This is a genomic window from Dysgonomonas sp. UBA7710, from assembly GCF_002482385.1.
Classification (GTDB): domain Bacteria; phylum Bacteroidota; class Bacteroidia; order Bacteroidales; family Dysgonomonadaceae; genus Dysgonomonas.
Window position 1 is genome coordinate 187,502 of sequence record NZ_DLFW01000002.1, and the last position, 22,051, is coordinate 209,552.

The following is a 22,051-nucleotide window of genomic DNA, read 5'->3' on the forward strand; positions in this document are numbered from 1 at the left end:
GATGGAAGAGAAGCAAAACAATATAGCAGAGGAGAAAGAAATTGATCTGCTGGCATTAGCCAATAAGATATGGGTAAATAAGACGTTTATATTAAAGGCCTTAGGTGTTGGATTATTTATAGGGCTTATAGTTGCATTTAGTATTCCGAAGGAATATACAACGACGGTAATTTTAACTCCGGAATCTAAATCTACAACATCCGGAAATATGGGATCATTAGCTGCATTGGCTGGGATAAATCTGAATAGTGCTGTTGGAGAGGATGCTTTAGCTTCTCCGGAATTATATCCTAGCGTTATTAATTCCACTCCTTTTTTAAGAGGCCTGCTGGATATAAAGGTAACTGATTCAAAGAAGAATATTGATATGACTTTGTATAGCTATATGAGTGATTATCAATCTGCGGCATGGTGGGGTTATATCCTAAAGGCGCCCGGATTACTGAAGGGATTATTTGCATCGGAAAAGAAAGGTTTAAATGATGGAAATAAATCTAATAGTCGTTTCATTTCCGAAGAAGATCAAGGGGTATTAAGTAATTTGGCTGATAGGATTATTATAGGTTCAGATAAAAAGACAGGAGTAACGACAATTGAGGTAATGATGCAAAGCCCTGAGATTTCAGCATATTTAGCCGATACGATAACGTCTTATCTTCAGTCTTATATAATTGATTACCGAACTCAGAAAGCAAGGAAAGATTTAGCATATTCAGAAAAGTTATACGAGGAATCTAAAGCTGATTATTATAAGACACAAGCAACTCTGGCCGCATATATCGATGGGAATATGAATGTTGTATCTGCCAAATATAGGACAACTCAGGAAAGGCTTCAAAATGAAGCTAGTTTAGCATATACAGTCTACAATCAGATGGCTCAACAATTGCAACTGGCTAAAGTAAAAGTGCAGGATACTACTCCGGTGTTTACAGTGATACAGCCGGCGGTGGAGCCTTTGTTTCCGTCGAAACCGTCGAAGAAGATAATTTTGGTGGGATTTATATTTATTGGTACTATTAGTGCTATTGTTTGGGTGCTGAGAGAGGATATGAAACGTTTTTTAATAAACTGAAAACATGATTAATATATTAGATTGCACTTTGCGGGATGGGGGATATTATACTAATTGGGATTTTGAAAATTCTTTAGTTGATCAATATATACACGCGGCAAATATATTGCCTATTGATTATTTAGAAGTTGGTTACAGAAATAATATCTCAAAATCCTATTTGGGAAAATATGCATATTCTCCAATTTACGAACTGGAGAGGTTAAGATCTAAAAGTCAAAAGAAACTAGCTATAATGTTAAACGAAAAAGATACAAAACTTGGAGATCTTTTTCATCTAACGGAACCTATAAAAGGCTTAGTTGACATGATAAGAATTGCTGTTGACCCGGTAAATATTGAAAGAGCAGTAAAACTAGCAGAAGCGATAAAATTGCAAGGATACGAGGTTGGTTTTAATGTAATGTATATGTCTAGATGGGGACAGATAGAAAATTTTTATAGCAATCTTTTTAATTTAAATCGAGATACTATTGACCTTTTATGTATGGTTGATTCTTTTGGAGGAATAACACCAGTAGAAGTTGCAGAATCTATAGATCGAATAAAAGCAAGAATTGATATTCCATTGGGTTTTCATGGGCATAATAATTTAGAATTGGCATTGGTAAATACGTTGACTGCAATAGAAAAAGGGGTTGATTTTGTAGATTCTACTATTTTAGGAATGGGAAGGGGTGCCGGTAATCTTAAAACAGAGCTATTATTAACCTATTTATCGAAATATTATAACCTCACTGTTGATTTCAATGTGATGGGTTCTTTGATAACGACATTTGGTCCATTACATGAAAGATACAGATGGGGAACAAATCTGCCTTATATGATTTCAGGAGCAAATTCTATACCCCAAAAGGAAGTAATGGAATGGGTTGGAAATAGAATTTATTCGTTTAATAGTATAATAAGGGCTTTGGATAATAAGAAAGAGTGTCAGATTGATAATAAGAAGTATCCTATTTTTAAGGATATAGCCTATTCTGATGTCCTGATAATTGGAGGTGGAAGTGGCTCAGTCGAACATTTAGATGGAATCATTCAATTTATTAAGACAAGACCAAATATAGCAATTATACATGCGACATCCAGGAATGCACTATATTATAAAAATATAGAAGCACCACAATATTTTTGTTTGGTTGGAAGTGAAGGAGAACGTTTAAAAAAAATATTTAATTGCGATATAAGTTCTATAAGAAAGTGTGTTTTACCACCTTATCCCCGTATAATGGGCACAGATGTACCTTTGAGTGTAGAGGATCGAACCTTTGAACTGGAATCTATAACATTTACAGACTTATACAAAGATTCTTGTACATCTTTAGCCTTGGAAGTGGCTTTACAAATGACGCCTAAGAATATTTATATAGTAGGTTATGATGGTTATCCGAACGGATTGACTCAAAGAGAAAGAGAATTATCTAATGAGAATGAATATTTATTTAACGTTTTTACTGAAACTTGTAACATAAAATTAACTTCATTAACACCATCATTATATACAGACTTGATTGTAGAATCTATTTATCAAAAAATCTAATTTTATGAAAAAAATAATAGGAGTGATTCCCGCCCGGTATAAATCATCTCGTTTTCCAGGTAAACCTTTAGCATTAATTAATGGTAAACCTATGATTATCTATGTTGCAGAATTAACCGCAAAAGCTTTGGGTATAGAGAATACTTATGTAGCAACAGATGATCAACGCATTTTTGATAGTGTAACTTCATTTGGATTTAATGTGATAATGACGTCGGAGTCATGTCTAACCGGGACTGATAGGTTATGGGATTTTGCTCAGCAGATAGAAGCCGATATATATGTGAATATACAAGGAGATGAGCCTTTGCTAAACCCGGATGATATAAAGTCTATAGTTAATGAAAAGCTCAAATATCCCAACTATGTCATAAATGGAATGTGTTCAGTATTGGATGATGAAGATCCTAAAAATATTAATATACCGAAAGTTTTAACCGATAAGGATAAAAATCTTATTTATATGTCCAGATTGGCAATTCCAGGTATAAAGTCTGAGTCCTTGAGTATAAAGCCGATTTATAAAAAGCAAGTTTGTATTTATGCTTTTAGTTACGAAGAATTAAAAGCTTTTGGAAGTGAGACAGAAAAGGCATATTATGAGCAATTTGAAGATATAGAAATACTTCGTTTTTTTGATCTCAATATCCCTATTAAAATGGTTGAAACTACAGGGTCAACCATTGCAGTTGATAATCCGGAAGATATCCTGGCTGTTGAAAGAATACTAGATATGAATTAATAGAAGAATATAAGCATTTAACAAAATATAATGAGAATATTTGTTTGTAATTTTCAAGAATATAAATCAAACGCTTTTAATGAATAGGTATATTTATTGTTTTCTTGTATTATTTTTATTATCTTGTACAAAAGAAGATGATTTAAATATTATTAATGTATCTAATATATCCGATCAGGTTGGTATAGTAGTTTCTGATACAACCAAAGAAAAACTCGCTCATTGCTCCCTTTTATACAGCGATAGATTCTTAAATGATGGAACTTTTTGGATATCTTATTATTGTGACGAAACCCAATCTATTGAAAATCCCCTTCATACAACAATATATCCTGTCTTATGCAGACTAAATATAAGAAAGAAATATAAGGATTCCCTTTTGCGTTGGCCTATCATAAAGGCAAATTCTATATTTAAAGACATCAGGATAGGAAATAGGGCTCTATATGACCCAAATTTACGGGTTAATGAAACTAATATACAAGTTTATTTTCAGGCTTTAATCAATGGAAAAACTAGTATTGTTTATCGGGAGTTTGATAAGAATAAGTTGCAGTTTAAAGAAGAATTGCAAATTTCGAAGTTGAGATATAATAACGTGGATGGGAAGGAACAAGTTTATAATTTAGATGATGATGGTGTTGCTCAATGTCTTAAAGATTTTGGTTATCAGGGTAAGGGAATAACCCATCTAATCATAACCCGTTTTATAGAGTATAAAGGATATACATATATGGCACTTACGCCATATTCAGGGACATCAAGAGGTATACTCCTTAAATCTTCAGATGGAATTGTTTGGGATGTGGTAACAATCCAACCGAAGGATATTCTTGACATAGAATCTCAAATAGAGATCGTTGATGATGTTATTTATTATGTTGCGCGTTCTGCATATAATAAATGTTTTATTGGAAAATATGAGATGTTATACAATCGATGGACTGATTTAATCGAAATTCCAAAAAGTATTGGCTCTCGCCCCGAAATATTTTTCTTCAATAATCGCTTATATACTATTTATAATATAAATAATCCTATTAACTTCGGATGGGGCGTAATCCCTCGGAATTCTGCAACAATAAGTGAAGTAAATCTTTCCTCTTTGGATTTAGTTACCAAGTTTACCATCCAGAATGAATATGGATTTCACTACTTTAGCGTCAGCCAATTTGACAATGGCCTTTATATGACTTACTCGGAAGATAGAAGAAAGTTGAATTTACATGCATCGGATATAGTTTTTTTAAAATTAGATCTTTGAGATAATGATGTCGTTACAAAGAATATATAAATCTTCTCTTTTTAAAAATACATCTATTTATATAGTTACAGATGCCTTAAATAAGGCAATTCCGTTCCTGTTGCTACCTTTCTTGACTCATTATCTGTTGCCGGAAGATTATGGGGTGATTACAAATTTTAACGTAATAATCCAGATATTATCTGTCTTTTGTTATAGTTGCACCGTAGCTGCACTACCTGTCATGTACTATAAATTGAATAAAGATGAACTGCGATTATATGTTTCTAATATAATCATACTTAATACGGCTATTACAGTAGTTGTTTCGGTTCTTTTGATTATATTTAACGGTTTGATATATGGTTCATTGCAGTTATCCTTGTTATACCAGTTGGTTAGTCTTATTGTGGTGTGGTTCAGTTCGTTGACTTATGTTAATCTAGTTTTGTGGCGGTGTGAGGAAAGACCTTTATCATTTGGAAAATATCAAATTTCTCAATCTATATTTAGTGCTTTATCAACTATTTTGCTGGTGATAGTCCTTCTAATGGGATGGCAAGGTAGGGTTTACAGTTATTTGATTTCTGCTGTGGTTTTTGGGTTAGTAAGTCTTTATGTATTAAAAATAAGGGGATTTTTGGAGTTATCGGTATCAAAGAAGTATATGACGCATGCATTATTTTTTGCATTACCCTTGGTGCCTCATGCACTTTCTTTCTGGTTGAAAAGCGGTGTGGATAAAATATTATTGACTGATATGTGTAGCCTCACCGAGAACGGGTTATATTCAGTTGCAATGACATTAGGAAGTATTGTGACTATGGTGCTTCTTGCCTTTAATAACGCTTATGCTCCATACTTATATAAGAAGCTGACATATTTTGATGATAATAAAAATAATATTGGTATGGAGAAAGATAAGGTTAAATTAGTAAAATTGACATATAGTATCGTAATATTAGCATTAGTTTTGGTTTTCTTTGCATATTGGATATCTTGGTTTATTATAAAATATGTATATGATATATCATATTCAGATTCCATTAAGTTTTTACCCTATGTAATGATCGGGCAATTTTTCTATGGGGGATACTTAATGTTTGTATGTTACTTTCATCATACATTCAGGACAAAACTTTTAGGAACAATAACGTTTCTGTTGAGTATGTTACAGATTGCGATGTCATATTTATTTATTAAGTGGATTGATTCTACCGGTGTTGCAATAGCATCTGCTGTTGTATCTTTCCTCACATTTTTCTTTGTCGCTATATTTGCAATGAAAATTTATCAATTACCATGGTTATTCTTTATTAATAAAAAAAATGAATAATAAATTTCAAAAATATAAACAGCTCAAAGATCAACTGAATATTCAATATAAAGGCATCAATCTAAATAGGGTGATGGCTATTGAACTTTGGACTTTTGTGAATGATAAGAAATCATTTTCTTTTAAGAGAATATTTTATTTTTTTATTTCTCTGAATTTAAAAAAAATAAAGACAGAAAGACCAATTTTGTCTACAATGGGAGTATATAACAGAAATGATCACACTGAATTGTATCAAAATGTTATTGAAAAATTGGAGAAGCAAATATCAATAAATGACCTAAAGGAATATAATAGAATTATTAGAGTTTATCCTAACTTAATTTTTAAATGTACAAAAGATGTATTGAAGAGATTAAAATATACGAATTTTAGTTTTATTCAAAAAATGATAATATCCGCGCGATTTGTACACTATGCCAATATAATTGAGGATATGCAGAAAGTTGACCTTACAAATATATCCAAATACTTAGCATTTAGTGGAGTTCATCCTTTAGAGAATCTGTTTACTCAATATTTATCCAATAAGAATATTAAAACATATTCTTTACAACATGGAGTAACTTTTTTATTGGAGAAGGATATATCTATTGATGCCTTGTGTTATGAGAATTTTCAGTCAGACATCCTCTTATGTTGGGGAAAATACACAGTTGATGAATATCATAGATTCGGAATTTCATCGGAAAGATTATTAGTAGCAGGATATCCTAAAACTTCAGAGTGTATAAATCTTAAGGTTAATAATGCTTATCGCAAATGCTTGGTGCTTTGCTCTAGACATATCTATGATAATGCAAATCTCGAACTATTAAATATATGTGGAGAAATTAGAGAAATAGAATTCTTTTTGAAGTTGCACCCCTCTTTGGATATTGAAAGATATAAAAAACGGGTATCTAATGCCAGTAATCTAACAATCATTGAGAATGGTCAAACTTTAATGTCATTGGCCGATAATGAGTTATTCGATTTTTCTATTGCTGTTAATACAAGTGCATATTATGAGGTGTTAGCTAAAGGAATTCCTTGCTTACGTTACGATAATGGAGTCTTTGACAAAATGTATGGATTAAATGATATTTTCACATCAAAAAATCAAATGTTAGAAATTCTTGATCGGCTAAAAGCCCAGCCCCTTTCAGAATTTCAACAAGAAGTAAACTTACTATTAAACTATGTATTAGGTATCGGTGAGGACAAGTATAGAGAGATTTTATTGAACTTTGAGAAAAATGTTAATTTTATAAACCATGATTGAGAAGATCTATAATAGATTGAAGATATTCAGAAATAATAGGAAATGGCGTCTATTAAATAGACATAATTTTACTACACTGAATAGTTTATGTTCTACAGAGCTTATTCAAGTTGGACGAGAAACTTATGGAAATCTCACCGTTTCAAGTTGGGGAGTAGCCAATGAAGGCTTAAAAATAGGAAGTTATTGTTCTATAGCTGATGAGGTCAAATTCATATTAGGCGGTAATCATAGATTAGATACATTCTCTACTTATCCTTTTAAAGTGAAAAAATTTAATATTCAGGACGCAGAGGCGATATCAAAAGGACCTATTATTATCGAAGATGATGTTTGGATCGGCCTTTATACGATCATTCTGTCTGGTGTAAAAATTGGCAAAGGATCTGTTATTGGGGCTGGATCCGTTGTTGCGAAAGATATACCTCCATATTCAATAGCCGTTGGAAACCCTGTTAGAGTATTAAGGAAAAGATTTAGAGATGAGGTGATTGAATTCCTTTTACAACAAGATTTTAATAGTATAGATTTTAACAAAGTAAAAATTGATGATTTATACAAATCAATATCCACTGTAGAGGATATAAAAGAGACCATTTTAAAATAATAAGATTTAATCTAAAATAATATATGAGGATATTGTTGCTTACAGGAAGTATTAATGCGAAACTGGCATCTCCGGTTATGACCAAAATAGTCAATATAGAGGATAGGCGTAATCAATATCTTAATACCATAAAAAGGTATATCAAAGAATCTGATTTCGATACTATAATTTTTTGTGAAAATACAAAGTCTGATTTTTCTGTGGAAGAATGTCAGAATTTAGCTGACGAATATGGAAAGCAAATTGAATTTATTTTCTTCTTAGGTAATGTAAGCAGTATAAATAGACAGGGAAAAGGTTTTGGTGATGGAGAGTGTATTGAATATGCAATTAATCATAGCAAATATCTACAGGATGACTCAGTCTGTTTTTATAAAGTGACAGGACGACTTTTTATTGAAAACATTAATGATATACTGAAGAATAGTTCTAAAGATGAGAATTATTTTTACCGGTTAGGCTTTAAAGCTCTATATGTCGGAACTTTTTTCTTTAAGGTACAAGTTAGATTTTTTAAAGAAAAATTGATTAAAGAGTATATAAATGTAAATGATTCTGTCGGTAAATATTTGGAAATTATCTATTATGATGTTCTTATTAAAGAAAAAGTACGGAGTTTTAATCCTTATCCATATATCTATAGTTTGTCCGGTTCCACAGGAGAACCTTATTTAAAGACAAACAAGAAAGTATTATCTCTTTTTAATTATCTTGGGTTCTATGCCGTGAATAGTATTTGGTCTAGTTTATTTAATTTCATAAAAAAGAAACTACTAATAAAAAAATAGTCTACTATAAGTTATGCGATTTTTTAGGTTCTATGTTTTTAGTTATTTATTAACGAGGTAAACTCTCCCCAGTATGGATAAAAAATTAGATAATAAATCAATAGTGAGTATTATAACTATAGTATATAATGGTATCTCAGATATTGAAAAAACTATATTATCAGTTATAAGTCAAGAATATGAAAATATTGAATACATTATTATCGACGGTGGTAGTACTGATGGAACAGTCGATATAATTAAAAAATATCAGTATAGAATTACATATTGGGTGAGTGAGCCTGATAAAGGGATCTATGATGCAATGAATAAGGGAATTGAGAAGGCGACGGGGGAGTGGGTCAATTTTATGAATGCCGGAGATTGCTTTTTCAATAATACTGTTCTTCAAGATATCTTTATTGATAGCCAGATTAAAGATAACTGTGCCGTCATTTATGGTGATACCGTACAATGCTTCTCTTATGGAAATTTTGTAATTAAAGCTTTCCCTCTCGAAATGCTAAAAAAGAGGATGGCATTTTGCCATCAATCTAGCTTTGTCCGTCGAAATATACTAGTTCTCCATCCATTTGACTGTTCTTATCGGGTATGTGCCGATTATAATCTTTTTTATAAAATATTTGAATCCGGATATCAGTTTTATTATCTATCTATGTGTATTTCGATATATGAAGCTGAGGAAGGTTTGTCTTCAATAAATCGTCTTCGGGTACTTAAAGAAGAATGTAAAATAAATGGTATTCAAGGGCTGGCGTATTATAAATTGTTCTTAAGAAACAGGATACGCGCATTAATTGTTGCATCTTTACCTCATTATATATCTCACAAGCTATTGATTAGGCGCCTGAATAAGACAAAAGATATGTATATATATGAAGCAAAAGAATTACATGGAACAATAGAAAAAAAATGAAAGGATGATCTTTAATGAAAGCTAAAATACAAAAGGTAATTTTATTGCTGTTTATACTGACACCTCTTTTTTGTCTTTCTGAGATCTTTGAATATTTAGGTCTTGGATTGTCTTTTGATATGTTTTTCATAAAACTACCCAAAGATATCTTAATGATATTTTTATTGCTTATGTGTACTATATTCTCGTTCAGATATAAACATCCTCATAATTATTATATTTGCTTGTTATTGCTATTTTCATTTACAATAATATGCTTTGCTTTTTCATATTCATTAAATGGATTACAAATAGCAATGGCGGGCGTTCGCTGGGCTATACCTTTTTTTTTGCTAATCCTTTTATACGATGTTGTTGATATTGATTTATTAAAAAAAGTAACAAAGATACTCTTTTGTTTACTGATATTGCATGCGGCAGTACAACTTCTGGAAATGCTATTCTTCCCTCCACGTAAGGGCCTGAACATTTTTGGGTTTCCAGGAAGACTTCCAGGCATCTTTGTACATCCAAGCGCAAGCGGTACGTTCGCCGCTTTTTGTTTCTATGTTATCCGGTATTTTCAGGAAGGTAAAATACGGCTTTTAGGCTTAGTAATAGCTATCTTGTCTGTATTTCTATCCATGTCTTCTACCGGAGTGATGTTATTGTTTTTATTGATATTTATGCCTTGGTACTTAAAGAGTAAGCATAAGGGAATATTATCTATTATAGCCGTTTTGTTTCTATTCTTAGTTGTGACTAATTTGGATTTCTTGACTGGACGGGGAGAAGGGTCATCAGCCGTTTCTGGGGGGACAAGAATACAGATACTGCAAGAAATTGTGGATTCAGCAGAGCCTATATCTACAAATTTTGGGCTGGCGACCAATACAGCTATTAATTTGATGTCCAGTTTTGGAATTCAATCTAATGCATATATTGCTGATTCCTTATATACTTCTGTTCTGACAAATTATGGGGTTATCTTTTTCTTTTTGTTTATTAGTGCTATATTATATCTACTATTATATTTATTTGTAAGAAAGAAGATTGATATCCCTTTTGTCTTGATATTTCTTATATCAATAACATCTGGTGTATCTATAATCATAGTGGAAATGTTTCCTATGAATATTATTATTGCTGTATTTCTTTCATATTTTATGAAAGAATATAGCTTTATATCAAAAAATAAATAAGATGAAAATTCAGTTTATAACCAATTATAGCAAATTATATGGTGCAAATAAGATTCTTTTAGACTTGTTGAAATATTTAAAGTCAGAAGGCTATGACATATCTATTTTAGTGCCATCTAATGGAGACTTAGTTCATGAATTAGAAAAAGAGGATATAAAATATGAAGTTATTTTTTATTATTCATCATTTTTGTATTTCAAAAAGACTATAAAATTTATTGCATACCCATTACTTTTATTGATAAATATAGTAAATTTTCCAAGGATATATTATCATATAAAAAAACAAGACCCGGATCTGATATACTCAAACACCTCTGCTGAAAATATCGGAATATTAGTTGCCAAATTATTGGGTAAAAAACATATTACACATGTTCATGAGTTTATGTCCATAGATCATGGTGCATTATTCATGGGAGGACAGAAGCTAAAGGCAAAGTTTTTAGACAAAAGTGATGGCCTTATTTTTGTTACGAAAGCTGTTGCATCACATATACTAGGGGGAGGATATTTGCAGGGGAAACATAGGATAATATACAATGGATTATCTATGCCAAAAGTCCAATATGATAACATACCTAAATTTAATGCTCCTCCGGTTAATTATGGGATTGTGGGTATATTCTCTCGTGGCAAGAGACAGGATATTGCAATTAAATATTTTAAAAAAATAAAAGAAATTTATCCGCAGTCAAAATTACATCTGTATGGTGACAAAGAAGGAGCATACAAAACTCACTTGATAAATTTGGTGAAAGGATTAGGCCTTGATTCGGATATTATTTTTCATGGTTTTGAAAAAGATATTGAGAAAATATATCGAGATATAGATATTTTATTGATGTTTTCAAAATCTGAAGGTTTCGGTTTGGTAACACTTGAAGCAATGCTGCGAAAGATTCCTGTAATTGGATATGATAGCGCAGGAACATTAGAATTAATAGGAAATGAAAATTCCGGATATTTATTCAAAGATATTGATAGTTTTATTGATGCCGTAAAACAATTGCAGTCACCAGTTAAATATAATAATATAAGAGAAAATGCATTTGAAAGAGCGCAATTATTATTTAGCGACAAGAATTTTTGTATCAATATTGAGAATTTTATAAATCAAATAGCAAACAATGAGTAAAATCATTATTACAGGAGGTTCAGGCTTTATTGGGACCAATCTTATTGATAATTTCTTGAAAAAGGGTAGTACAATTCTGAGTCTTGATATGTTCGAGCCAAAGAAAACTGAACACATACCTTTTTTTAGAAAAATAGATATATGCAATTATTATGAGTTAGAGTCGGCTATATTGGATTTTACTCCTGATTATGTAATTCATCTGGCAGCACGAACTGATTTGAATGGAAAAACATTAGAGGATTATAATGCTAATATCTTAGGAGTCGAGAATCTGATAAAGGTGTTAAAAAAAGTAGAGACTCTAAAAAGAGTAATTTTTACTTCTTCTATGTATGTGTGTAATCCTGGATATATACCTGATGGAGATAATGATTATCATCCTCATACAGTATACGGAGAAAGTAAAGTATTGACCGAAAAAATTATTAAAGAAAGTGATCCGGAATATTGTTGGTCTATTATTAGGCCTACCTCTATTTGGGGACCATATTTTGGAGAACCATATAATTTATTCTTTAATATAGTATTAAGTCGAAAATATTTTCATATGGGAGATAAGGCTTGTTCTAAAACATATGGATATATAGATAATACTATCTATCAGATTGAGTCAATATTGATGGCTAATGAGGAAATTGTAAATAAGAAAGTCTTTTATTTAGGTGATTATATTCCTTATAATATAACAGAATGGGCGAACGAAATTGCTTCTGAAGCTGGATTTAAAATTTCAAGGATACCATATTTTTTGTTCAAATGTGGAGGATTGTTTGGTGATTTTGTTAAACTCTTTGGTGTAAAATTTCCAATGACGAGTTTTCGCCTTCAAAATATGACTACTGATAATATACATAATCTTGAACCAATTAGGGAAATAGCACCTAACTTACCAGTAGAAAGGGCTGAAGGTGTTAAACGTACTATAAAATGGATAAAAAATTGATGCGGATTCTAATCTATGGAATAAACTATTATCCAGAGCTTACAGGCATTGGTAAATATACAGGAGAAATGGCCTCTTGGTTTGCACAGCAAGGGCATGATGTAAGTGTTTTTACAGCGATGCCGTATTATCCAGAATGGGAAATTCATAAGCAATACAGAGGCAAATTATGGTATAAAGAAGTCATTGATAATGTGAAGATTTATCGTTGTCCTTTTTACGTGCCCAAAAGAATAAATTCGAAAAAAAGAATATTACATGAATTTTCTTTTTTGTGGAGTAGTTCCTTTCGTTGGCTTCCTGCATTGTTCAAGAAAAGATTTGATTTAGTAATAACAATTAATCCTCCGTTTTATATAGGATTTTTCTCTTATATTTATTCTATATTTAAGAAGACTGTCTTAATTACACATGTTCAAGATTTACAGATAGATGCTGCTAAGAATTTAGAGATGCTATCTAATCAAGAAGCATTAAATATTATGTTTAAGCTAGAGAAATTTCTTCTAAGAAAAAGTGACTTTATATCCACATTAACTTTAGGTATGAAAGAACGGATAATCAAAAAAGGAATAGGAGAGAGCAAGATTATAATGCTCCCTAATTGGGTAGATACTGATTTTATAAAACCTATACCAAAAGATCAATCTTTAAGAAACCAATTTAATATTCCTATAAATGATACCGTTATCTTGTATTCTGGAAATATGGGAAAGAAACAAGGTTTAGATTTATTGATAAATGTTGCTGGACAATATAAATATAGATCTGATGTTCATTTTATAATGGTTGGGGCAGGAGCCGAAAAAGATAATTTAGAAAATATGGCTAGAGAAAAGGGACTTAGTAATATGAAGTTTTATCCATTACAGCCATATGAGAAATTGCCAACCCTATTGGCTACTGCAGATATTCATTTAGTTTTACAGAAAAAGGATGCGTCAGATTTAGTTATGCCCAGTAAGTTAACAGGGATTTTATCAGCAGGTGGATGTGCAATTGTGACAGCTGTATTGGGATCCTCCTTATATGAGGATATAAGAAATCATGATATGGGTATATTGTGTGAACCAGAATCAGAACAAGCGTTAAAAGAAGCTATAAATATAGCTTTATTGAGAGACACAACTCAAATTAAAAAAAATGCCCGAAAATATGCTGAAAGATATTTGAACAAAGATAAGATACTTACGTCTTTTATGTCACTAATAAATAAGAATTAATATTTTATGGGCGAGATAGTATATTGTGGATATAATACATACTTTTGTAGATTAAAATGAGAATCCAATTTATAGCTCATAATGGGCAATTATATGGGGCAAATCAAGTCTTATTGACATTAATCAAAGGATTAATAGGAAAAGGTCATGATATATCTGTTCTTCTTCCTACGAAGAAAGGTTTAGCGGAAATATTGAAAAAAGAGAATATAAATTATACCGTTATACCTTGCTTTCCTCAGTTTATGTATATTAAACTTATGCCCCAATATTTAATATATCCATTATTAGTAATGCTTAATATAATTGTATTCCCATATATTATATATAAAATAAATAAATTTAAGCCTGATATAATATATTCTAATACTTCTGCTGAAAATATTGGAATCTGGGCTGCAAAGATTCTAAAAATAAAACATATATCCCATGTTCATGAATTCATGTCACTAGATCATAAAGCTTTATTTTTGGGTACAAGAAAATGTAAAGAAAAATATTTAGAAAAAAGTGACGCTGTAATTTTTGTATCAGCTTCTGTTATGAAGCATGTTTTTTCCATTTTCCCTAAAACTAACTATACAGTTATTGCCAATGGATTAGAAATCCCTAATGTAAATATCAAAGATAAACACTTATCAAAGATTATTAATTTCGGAATAATTGGGGTATTTAGTCCTGGTAAGAGACAACATATGGCAGTTGAGTATTTTAATGATATAATATTACCATATTACCCACAAGCAAAATTACATTTGATAGGAGATAAAAAAGGAGCTTATAAAAAGCATCTTTTGAAAATAGTTGAAAATCTCAATTTAAAAGATAATATTATCTTTCATGGTTTTATTCATGATACAAACAAAATATATGATGAAATAGATATTCTTCTGGTCTTTTCGGAAGCCGAGGCTTTTGGCTTAGTTACTATAGAAGCAATGTTAAGAGGTGTTCCTGTAATTGGATATGATAATGCCGGTACTACGGCACTCGTCACAAGCGGAGAAACAGGATATCTTTTTTCTGATAAAGATAATTTCTCAATTGCTTTGTCAGAGTTATTATCCAATGATAATTACAATAATATCAGGCAAAAAGCTTTATCATACGCTCAAAATACGTTCTCAAAAGAAACTTATTATAATAATATTGAAGAGTTCATAGCAAAGATTATAAATGAATAATTTACAGAGTATAGAAATTCCTGCTGTATCCATAATAACTGTTGGTATGAATCATCTATCCTATTTAAAAGGGTTACTCTTATCATTGTTTAAAGATAATTCGCTTGCTATACCATTTGAGATGATATATATTGACAATTGTTCTTCAGATGGCACTATAGAATATATAAGAGCTAATTATCCTATGGTTAGAATATATGAAAATACGACGATTAAAGGATTTGGTGAGAATAATAATTATGGTGTCTCTCATGCTAAGGGAAAATATATTGCAATTATTAATCCCGATATAGTGATACTAAAGGACAGTATAGAATCCTTGTTCAACTATATGAATCTATATCCCGAAACAGGAATATTAGTTCCTAAATTGTTAAATCCAGATATGTCCATTCAATACTCCGTAAGATCCTTTATTTCTATTAAAATATTATTTTCACGTATTCTGTCCAAAGGGAATGACAGTTGTAAGAATAAATATATAGACAAATATCTTCAAAAAGATCTGGATATAACTAAAATACAGGATGTTGATTGGGCAATAGGCGCTGCAATGTTTATGTCGAGAGATTTTTTTAATCAACTTAAAGGTTTTGATGAAAGATATTTTTTATATATGGAAGATGAAGATTTATGTCTTTCTTCTTGGTTAAAAAATATGCCTGTTATATATGTGCCTGCTTCACAGATGATTCATAATCATTTAAGGGCAAGCTCTAAAATAAACAAAAAAACTCTAATTCACATTCAAAGCATGTGCAAATTTTTTTTAAAGAATGGGTTAAATCCTAGAAGAAATAAATACTAAAAATGAAAGGAATAGTCCTAGCCGGAGGCTCCGGTACTCGTCTTTATCCTATTACTAAAGGAGTAAGCAAACAATTGTTGCCTGTATACGATAAACCGATGGTTTATTACCCGATTTCCGTATTGATGCTTGCAGGAATCAGAGATATATTGATAATCTCAACTCCTGATGATCTGCCGTCTTTCCAACGACTGTTAGGAGATGGTTCCGATTATGGGATAAGGTTAGAATATGCGGTACAGCCTTCCCCCGATGGCTTAGCTCAGGCTTTTATTATTGGTGAAAATTTTATCGGAGACGATCCTGTTTGCCTTGTATTAGGTGACAATATATTTCATGGTCAGGGATTTACTGCGATGCTTAAAGAAGCTGTACATAATGCTGACAATGAAGACAAGGCCACTATCTTTGGGTATTGGGTTAGTGATCCTGAGCGTTATGGGGTTGCCGAATTTGATAGGGATGGTAATTGCCTTTCAATAGAGGAAAAGCCAGATGTGCCAAAGTCGCACTATGCTGTCGTTGGTTTATATTTTTATCCTAATAAGGTTGTTGAAATCGCAAAAAATATAAAGCCGTCTAAAAGAGGAGAACTGGAGATAACAACAGTAAATCAGCAGTTTCTTTCTGATAAGGAACTAAAAGTTCAGACACTTGGGCGTGGGTTTGCCTGGTTGGATACAGGAACGTATGATTCATTGAGTGAAGCCTCTACTTTTGTTGAGGTAATAGAAAAACGTCAGGGCTTAAAAATAGCTTGTCTGGAGGCGATTGCGTTTAATCAAAAGTGGATATCAGAAGAAAAATTGTTGGAAATAGCAAAGCCGATGATTAAAAATCAATATGGGCAATACTTAAATAAACTAGCTAACGAGAAAAAATGAACATAATCAGAACAGATATTGAAGAGGTTGTTATTATCGAACCTCGTATTTTTGAAGATGCACGAGGTTATTTCTTTGAATCTTTCAGTCAGCAGATATTCGAAGAAAAAGTCTGTAAAACTACCTTTGTCCAAGATAATGAGAGTAAATCTACTTTTGGCGTCCTACGAGGATTACATTTTCAGAAGCCACCCTATGCTCAAAGTAAATTAGTCCGGGTTATAAAAGGGAAAGTTCTTGATATTGCTGTTGATATCCGGAAAAATTCCCCCACTTTTAGACATTATGTTTCTGTTGAGTTATCAGAAGAAAACCATCTACAATTATTCGTTCCGCGTGGATTTGCTCATGGCTTTGTTGTGTTGAGCGAAAACGTTATTTTTCAGTATAAATGTGATAATTATTATGCACCACAAAGTGAAGGCGCTATTGCTTGGGACGATCCGGAGCTAAGTATTGATTGGAGAATATCTAAGGATGAAGTTATTTTATCCGAAAAAGATAAACAAAATAAACTATTGAAAGAAGCTGAATGGCTATTTGATTATAAAGAAAATTTATACTAATGATGAATATACTGATCACAGGTGCTAATGGGCAGCTCGGTAATGAGATTCGCCGGATAACAGGAGATAGTCATAATCGCTATATTTTTACAGATGTTGCAGAATTAGATATTACAGATTTAGATGCTATTCGTCAGCTGGCAATGGAAGAAAAACTAAGTGTTATAGTCAATTGCGCGGCATATACCAATGTAGATAAGGCAGAAGATGATTATAATATGTCAGATCTTATAAATAATAAGGCTGTAAGAAATCTTGCTATCATTGCTAAAGAGACCGGAGTTACCCTGATTCATGTATCTACAGATTATGTATTTAACGGAGAGTCTTGTATCCCTTATCAGGAAACTTGCGAAACGAACCCGATCGGGGTATATGGAAAGACTAAATTAGCAGGAGAATTGAGTATACAAGAGGTCGATTGTAAATATTTAATACTTCGCACGTCATGGCTCTATTCCCAATATGGTAGCAACTTTGTGAAAACAATGCAACGACTGACTTCAGAACGAGATATTCTGAATGTTGTGTTTGATCAGGTTGGAACTCCTACCTGTGCCGCAGATCTGGCATCTTTTATATATAAAATAATTGAAGATGATATGCATCATAAACAAGGTATTTATCATTTTAGTAATGAAGGCGTATGTTCTTGGTATGATTTTGCAAAAAAAATATGTGATCTTTCGGGGAATATCTGTGATATTCAGCCTTGTCATAGTGATGAATTTCCGAGTAAAGTCAAACGTCCTAGTTTTTCTGTTTTAGATAAAACTAAAGTTAAAGAAACATTTGGTATAAAGATTCCGTATTGGGAAGAGTCCTTGATACAATGTATAAAAGAATTAAAAGCACAAATAAATGAATTTTAAAAAGAATATACTAATCACAGGGGGAGCCGGGTTTATAGGATCTCATGTTGTAAGATTATTTGTAAATAAATATCCCGAATATCATATCATTAATCTCGATAAACTGACTTATGCGGGAAATCTGGAAAATCTTAAAGATATAGAGGGAGCTTCTAACTATACTTTTGTTAAGGCGGATATCTGTGACTTTGAAAGAATGAAAGATATTCTTGAAACTTATAAAGTCGACAATATAATTCATCTGGCGGCTGAAAGTCATGTTGACCGTAGCATCAAAGATCCATTCACTTTTGCTCAAACTAATGTGATGGGAACTTTATCTCTGCTTCAGGTAGCCAGACTATATTGGGATGAAAATTGGAAAGATAAACTTTTCTATCATATCTCAACCGATGAAGTGTATGGCAGTTTAGACTTTGATGGAACGTACTTTACTGAGACAACCAAATACGATCCTCATTCTCCTTATTCAGCAAGTAAAGCTTCTTCCGATCATTTTGTAAGAGCATATCATGATACTTATGGTATGCCTGTAATTGTAACTAATTGCTCGAATAATTACGGACCATACCAGTTCCCCGAGAAATTGATACCTCTGTTTATCAATAATATTCGTCAAGGAAAACCACTTCCTGTATATGGTAAAGGAGAAAATGTCAGAGACTGGCTTTATGTAGTTGATCATGCACGTGCAATTGATACAATTTTTCACAATGGTAAGGTTGCTGATACATACAATATCGGAGGATTCAACGAATGGAAAAATATAGATTTAATTAAAGTTATTATCAAAACAGTAGATAAATTATTAGGTAATCCAGATGGTACATCCCAATATTTGATAACTTATGTCACAGACAGGGCCGGACATGATCTTCGTTATGCTATTGATTCTTCAAAGTTGAAAAATGAATTGGGATGGGAGCCGTCGTTACAGTTCGAAGAAGGGATTGAAAAGACAGTTCAATGGTATTTGGATAATCAGCAATGGATGGATAATATAACTTCCGGAGAATACGAGAAGTACTATAACGAAATGTATAAATGTAGATAAAACTATATAATTAAATTTTTTATGTCCCACACTCTCCACCTCACCCCCACCTCTTCCAAAGAAGAAACCTACCAATCCCTTCTCCCCCAACTAAAAGCATTAATAGAAGGAGAGACCGACGCCATTGCCAATTTTGCCAATATATCAGCAGCATTGAAGATGACTTTCGGCTTCTTCTGGGTAGGCTTTTATATCGTGAAAAGGGACGAACTTGTTCTCGGGCCATTCCAGGGAACAATAGCCTGTACCCGTATTGGATACGGTAAAGGAGTCTGCGGGACAGCATGGAAGGAAAAGAGAACAGTGATAGTTGAAGATGTAAATCAGTTTCCCGGGCATATTGCCTGCGATGCCGCTTCCCAATCCGAAATAGTAGTGCCCTTATTCCGGAATGATGAAGTCATCGCGGTACTCGATATAGACAGTGAGCATCTGAATCACTTCGATGAAACAGATGCCCACTATCTTCAACAAATAATTAAACTGTTGGAATCTTAAACTCCGATTACTTTATCAGAACGGGAACAATAGTGGCAATACCAGTATCATCACTATTCCCATAATTAATTGTAGAGGTAATCCCACCTTTATATAATCCATAAAGGTATAACGTCCGGCGCTCATCACCAATGCATTTGGAGGAGTTGAGAATGGCGAAGCAAAACACATGCTGGCAGCCACAGCCACAGCAAATAAGAACGGATAAGGACTGATTCCCATGCCAATAGCAGCTTTAAGGGCTATCGGGGTGAACAGTACGGCTGTTGCCGTATTGCTTATAAACATGGTGAGTAATGATGTACAGAAGTATATCCCCGCTAACAAGGCATAAGGGCCGAAGTCACCCAGTTTACTAACCAGTCCGCCGGAAATCAATGTATCTACTCCTGTGTTTTGAAATGCTGTAGCCATGGGCAACATGGCTCCGATTAGAACCACACTCTCCCAGTTGATACTCGTATAAGCTTCCTCCACATTACGCAGGCATCCGGTAACCACCATTGCCACTGCCGCTAGTAAGATTGCTATCACAGACGGTACAAGCTCAAATACCATGGCTATCACCATCAGTATCATAATACCGGCAGCGATAGGAGCTTTCTGGTCCAGTGTTACCTTTGCTGCTTCTTTCAGGGGCTGTCCCACTAGTACGAGGTCGTCCTGCCTGTCATCGAGGTTTGCGAGGTCTTTCCATGTACCTTGTATTAATAACGCGTCGCCGGAATGCAATTTCGCATCCTTTATATCATGCATGCGATACTCGTTCTGTCGCTGGATACCCAGTACATTTACATTATATTCCTCCCTGAACTGAATCTCCGAGATTGTCCGGTTTATAAGTTTGGAATTAGGCATGATAAATATCTCGGCAATACCTGATTCCTGAAAACCGGCAAAGGGATAATCACCGTTTGTCTCCTCCAGATGCAGATGATTTTCGGAAACGAATCTCTCTATATCTTCCAGACTTCCATGACAATACAATATATCACCTTTCTGTATTGTCGATTTAGGGCCGGCAACTTCTTCTATTACATTCTTTCTGAATCTGGAATTACCGGTTTTTCGTACAATCTTACTAATGCTGACGTTGTAATGTGTTGCTATTCTTAGTTCGGCGAGGGTTTTATTGGATAATGGAGTGTCATTTTTTACTTCTATCCTGTATGACTGGTTTTGCAGTTCATACTCCATGGCCAGTTCAACCAGCGATTTACCCTGTTTCTTTTTTGCAGTGGACGCATCGCTCTTGGAAATAAGTAATTTACTGAGGAAAAACAGGATGACGATTCCGACACTTAGTGCGACAAAGCCGATAGGAGCAAAAGAAAAGAACGATAACGCTTTATATCCCGCTTCTACCAAAGCATTGTTAATTACCAGATTGGGAGGTGTACTGATTAGTGTAAACATACCCATACTACTGGCAAAGGCTAGTGGCATAAGATATCTCCGGGGGCTGATATTGGCACTAGTAGCCATGCTGACAATGATAGGCATCATTACAGCTACAGTTCCGGTATTGCTTACAAATGCGCCGATGGATGCGGTAACGAGCATTACCAGTATGAAAAGTTTATTTTCGCTGCTTCCGGCTGTCTGCAATATTTTACTACTGATTACCTTGGCCAGTCCTGTACGGAAGATTCCGGCGCCTACAATGAAGAGTCCGATCATCATTATGACGACAGGATTCGAAAATCCGGCTAATGCTTCCGATGTATCCAGTATTCCGAAAAGAACCAATGCCAGTAGGGCACATATAGCTACGAGATCGGAGCGGACCTTTCCCTGCATAAAGAAAATGGATGCCGTAATAAGAATTGCTAATGTGATATTGATAGGGGATAGCAAGGTGGATAATTCCATATTTAAATATATATTATATGATATATAAGCAGCTTGTTTTCTCGAATGTACACAAAGATAAAGAAACCTTTAGTTCAAAGCGAATACTTTTAAATAAGAACATTAAAAAGATAAGAATTGTTTATCTTTTTTCACGTTCGTTAATCAGGCTATTATTTTTTCGGGAAACCAATTTGGAATATGCCTTATGGATATGGCTTCTAATTTTTATTCTTTGCAAATCTTCACTAAAAAAGACTGACAAAATGGGAATTAATATGTAATTTTGTCAGGTTTTATTTACTGTTTAACAGTTGATAGCAGGCAACTATTAG

At 33.0% G+C, this 22,051-nt stretch carries 21 protein-coding genes; 20 read left to right on the forward strand and 1 reads right to left on the reverse strand.

Translation table 11 applies throughout. The features are described from left to right. Nucleotide 1: 1 nt before the first annotated feature. The 20 genes from B3317_RS01125 (at nt 2) to B3317_RS01220 (ending at nt 19,865) form a co-directional block, all read left to right on the forward strand. Nucleotides 2-1,075, forward strand: a complete 1,074-nt coding sequence (locus B3317_RS01125) for a Wzz/FepE/Etk N-terminal domain-containing protein (protein ID WP_291107619.1) — start codon at nt 2-4, stop codon at nt 1,073-1,075. 4 nt (nt 1,076-1,079) lie between these two features. Then, nucleotides 1,080-2,615 (forward strand): aldolase catalytic domain-containing protein, encoded by a 1,536-nt coding sequence (locus tag B3317_RS01130; RefSeq protein ID WP_291107622.1) that lies wholly within the window; start codon nt 1,080-1,082, stop codon nt 2,613-2,615. Between the two features lie 4 nt (nt 2,616-2,619). Continuing rightward, on the forward strand, nt 2,620-3,357 hold the full coding sequence (locus B3317_RS01135) for a 3-deoxy-manno-octulosonate cytidylyltransferase (RefSeq protein WP_291107625.1): 738 nt from the start codon (nt 2,620-2,622) through the stop codon (nt 3,355-3,357). Between the two features lie 79 nt (nt 3,358-3,436). Continuing rightward, the gene (locus B3317_RS01140) at nt 3,437-4,621 is read left to right on the forward strand and encodes a hypothetical protein (protein ID WP_291107628.1); all 1,185 of its coding nucleotides are present in this window, start codon (nt 3,437-3,439) and stop codon (nt 4,619-4,621) included. Between the two features lie 4 nt (nt 4,622-4,625). After that, nucleotides 4,626-5,936 (forward strand): lipopolysaccharide biosynthesis protein, encoded by a 1,311-nt coding sequence (locus B3317_RS01145; protein WP_291107631.1) that lies wholly within the window; start codon nt 4,626-4,628, stop codon nt 5,934-5,936. Beyond that, a complete protein-coding gene (locus tag B3317_RS01150) occupies nt 5,929-7,200 on the forward strand; it encodes a hypothetical protein (RefSeq protein WP_291107634.1) in 1,272 nt (423 codons plus the stop codon). The genes B3317_RS01145 and B3317_RS01150 overlap by 8 nt, the downstream gene beginning before the upstream one ends. After that, nucleotides 7,193-7,807 (forward strand): CatB-related O-acetyltransferase, encoded by a 615-nt coding sequence (locus B3317_RS01155; protein ID WP_291107637.1) that lies wholly within the window; start codon nt 7,193-7,195, stop codon nt 7,805-7,807. The genes B3317_RS01150 and B3317_RS01155 overlap by 8 nt, the downstream gene beginning before the upstream one ends. 23 nt (nt 7,808-7,830) lie before the next feature. Further along, a complete protein-coding gene (locus B3317_RS01160) occupies nt 7,831-8,595 on the forward strand; it encodes a hypothetical protein (RefSeq protein ID WP_291107640.1) in 765 nt (254 codons plus the stop codon). 73 nt (nt 8,596-8,668) lie between these two features. Further along, entirely contained in the window at nt 8,669-9,511 is an 843-nt protein-coding gene (locus B3317_RS01165; protein ID WP_291107642.1) for a glycosyltransferase family 2 protein, read from the forward strand. Between the two features lie 14 nt (nt 9,512-9,525). Further along, the gene (locus B3317_RS01170) at nt 9,526-10,692 is read left to right on the forward strand and encodes a hypothetical protein (RefSeq protein WP_291107645.1); all 1,167 of its coding nucleotides are present in this window, start codon (nt 9,526-9,528) and stop codon (nt 10,690-10,692) included. A gap of 1 nt (nt 10,693) precedes the next feature. Further along, nucleotides 10,694-11,830 (forward strand): glycosyltransferase family 4 protein, encoded by a 1,137-nt coding sequence (locus tag B3317_RS01175; RefSeq protein WP_291107648.1) that lies wholly within the window; start codon nt 10,694-10,696, stop codon nt 11,828-11,830. Further along, on the forward strand, nt 11,823-12,776 hold the full coding sequence (locus B3317_RS01180) for an NAD-dependent epimerase/dehydratase family protein (protein WP_291107651.1): 954 nt from the start codon (nt 11,823-11,825) through the stop codon (nt 12,774-12,776). The genes B3317_RS01175 and B3317_RS01180 overlap by 8 nt, the downstream gene beginning before the upstream one ends. Then, entirely contained in the window at nt 12,761-13,999 is a 1,239-nt protein-coding gene (locus tag B3317_RS01185; RefSeq protein WP_291107654.1) for a WcaI family glycosyltransferase, read from the forward strand. The genes B3317_RS01180 and B3317_RS01185 overlap by 16 nt, the downstream gene beginning before the upstream one ends. A 56-nt stretch (nt 14,000-14,055) precedes the next feature. Next, nucleotides 14,056-15,183: a glycosyltransferase family 4 protein gene (locus B3317_RS01190; protein WP_291107657.1), complete on the forward strand. Its 1,128-nt coding sequence runs from the start codon at nt 14,056-14,058 to the stop codon at nt 15,181-15,183. Then, nucleotides 15,176-15,991 carry a glycosyltransferase family 2 protein gene (locus B3317_RS01195; protein WP_291107660.1) on the forward strand — a complete coding sequence of 272 codons (816 nt, stop codon included), beginning with the start codon at nt 15,176-15,178 and terminating at the stop codon, nt 15,989-15,991. Before B3317_RS01190 ends, B3317_RS01195 begins: the two co-directional genes overlap by 8 nt. Nucleotides 15,992-15,993: 2 nt before the next feature. Beyond that, entirely contained in the window at nt 15,994-16,875 is an 882-nt protein-coding gene (rfbA, locus tag B3317_RS01200; protein WP_291107663.1) for a glucose-1-phosphate thymidylyltransferase RfbA, read from the forward strand. After that, entirely contained in the window at nt 16,872-17,441 is a 570-nt protein-coding gene (rfbC, locus tag B3317_RS01205; protein ID WP_291107666.1) for a dTDP-4-dehydrorhamnose 3,5-epimerase, read from the forward strand. The genes rfbA and rfbC overlap by 4 nt, the downstream gene beginning before the upstream one ends. Before the next feature lie 2 nt (nt 17,442-17,443). Further along, nucleotides 17,444-18,313: a dTDP-4-dehydrorhamnose reductase gene (gene rfbD / locus B3317_RS01210; RefSeq protein ID WP_291108466.1), complete on the forward strand. Its 870-nt coding sequence runs from the start codon at nt 17,444-17,446 to the stop codon at nt 18,311-18,313. After that, complete coding sequence (rfbB, locus tag B3317_RS01215; protein ID WP_291107669.1) at nt 18,303-19,367, forward strand: dTDP-glucose 4,6-dehydratase; 1,065 nt, start codon at nt 18,303-18,305, stop codon at nt 19,365-19,367. Before rfbD ends, rfbB begins: the two co-directional genes overlap by 11 nt. Nucleotides 19,368-19,388: 21 nt before the next feature. Further along, a complete protein-coding gene (locus B3317_RS01220) occupies nt 19,389-19,865 on the forward strand; it encodes a GAF domain-containing protein (RefSeq protein ID WP_291107672.1) in 477 nt (158 codons plus the stop codon). A 15-nt stretch (nt 19,866-19,880) separates the two neighbouring features. Here the strand turns inward: B3317_RS01220 and B3317_RS01225 are convergent, their stop codons facing one another. Then, on the reverse strand, nt 19,881-21,710 hold the full coding sequence (locus B3317_RS01225) for an SLC13 family permease (protein ID WP_291108468.1): 1,830 nt from the start codon (nt 21,708-21,710) through the stop codon (nt 19,881-19,883). Between the last annotated feature and the right edge of the window lie 341 nt (nt 21,711-22,051).

Excerpts from the sequence above, each read along its gene's own strand:
- B3317_RS01145 (WP_291107631.1), top strand. The coding sequence starts at position 4,626 with ATGATGTCGTTACAAAGAATATATAAATCTTCTCTTTTTAAAAATACA.
- B3317_RS01140 (WP_291107628.1), top strand. The coding sequence starts at position 3,437 with ATGAATAGGTATATTTATTGTTTTCTTGTATTATTTTTATTATCTTGT.
- B3317_RS01130 (WP_291107622.1), top strand. The coding sequence starts at position 1,080 with ATGATTAATATATTAGATTGCACTTTGCGGGATGGGGGATATTATACT.
- rfbD (WP_291108466.1), top strand. The coding sequence starts at position 17,444 with ATGAATATACTGATCACAGGTGCTAATGGGCAGCTCGGTAATGAGATT.
- B3317_RS01220 (WP_291107672.1), top strand. The coding sequence starts at position 19,389 with ATGTCCCACACTCTCCACCTCACCCCCACCTCTTCCAAAGAAGAAACC.
- B3317_RS01150 (WP_291107634.1), top strand. The coding sequence starts at position 5,929 with ATGAATAATAAATTTCAAAAATATAAACAGCTCAAAGATCAACTGAAT.
- B3317_RS01165 (WP_291107642.1), top strand. The coding sequence starts at position 8,669 with ATGGATAAAAAATTAGATAATAAATCAATAGTGAGTATTATAACTATA.
- B3317_RS01190 (WP_291107657.1), top strand. The coding sequence starts at position 14,056 with ATGAGAATCCAATTTATAGCTCATAATGGGCAATTATATGGGGCAAAT.
- B3317_RS01185 (WP_291107654.1), top strand. The coding sequence starts at position 12,761 with ATGGATAAAAAATTGATGCGGATTCTAATCTATGGAATAAACTATTAT.
- B3317_RS01170 (WP_291107645.1), top strand. The coding sequence starts at position 9,526 with ATGAAAGCTAAAATACAAAAGGTAATTTTATTGCTGTTTATACTGACA.
- rfbA (WP_291107663.1), top strand. The coding sequence starts at position 15,994 with ATGAAAGGAATAGTCCTAGCCGGAGGCTCCGGTACTCGTCTTTATCCT.
- B3317_RS01180 (WP_291107651.1), top strand. The coding sequence starts at position 11,823 with ATGAGTAAAATCATTATTACAGGAGGTTCAGGCTTTATTGGGACCAAT.
- B3317_RS01135 (WP_291107625.1), top strand. The coding sequence starts at position 2,620 with ATGAAAAAAATAATAGGAGTGATTCCCGCCCGGTATAAATCATCTCGT.
- B3317_RS01125 (WP_291107619.1), top strand. The coding sequence starts at position 2 with ATGGAAGAGAAGCAAAACAATATAGCAGAGGAGAAAGAAATTGATCTG.
- rfbB (WP_291107669.1), top strand. The coding sequence starts at position 18,303 with ATGAATTTTAAAAAGAATATACTAATCACAGGGGGAGCCGGGTTTATA.
- B3317_RS01195 (WP_291107660.1), top strand. The coding sequence starts at position 15,176 with ATGAATAATTTACAGAGTATAGAAATTCCTGCTGTATCCATAATAACT.
- B3317_RS01160 (WP_291107640.1), top strand. The coding sequence starts at position 7,831 with ATGAGGATATTGTTGCTTACAGGAAGTATTAATGCGAAACTGGCATCT.
- B3317_RS01155 (WP_291107637.1), top strand. The coding sequence starts at position 7,193 with ATGATTGAGAAGATCTATAATAGATTGAAGATATTCAGAAATAATAGG.
- B3317_RS01175 (WP_291107648.1), top strand. The coding sequence starts at position 10,694 with ATGAAAATTCAGTTTATAACCAATTATAGCAAATTATATGGTGCAAAT.
- rfbC (WP_291107666.1), top strand. The coding sequence starts at position 16,872 with ATGAACATAATCAGAACAGATATTGAAGAGGTTGTTATTATCGAACCT.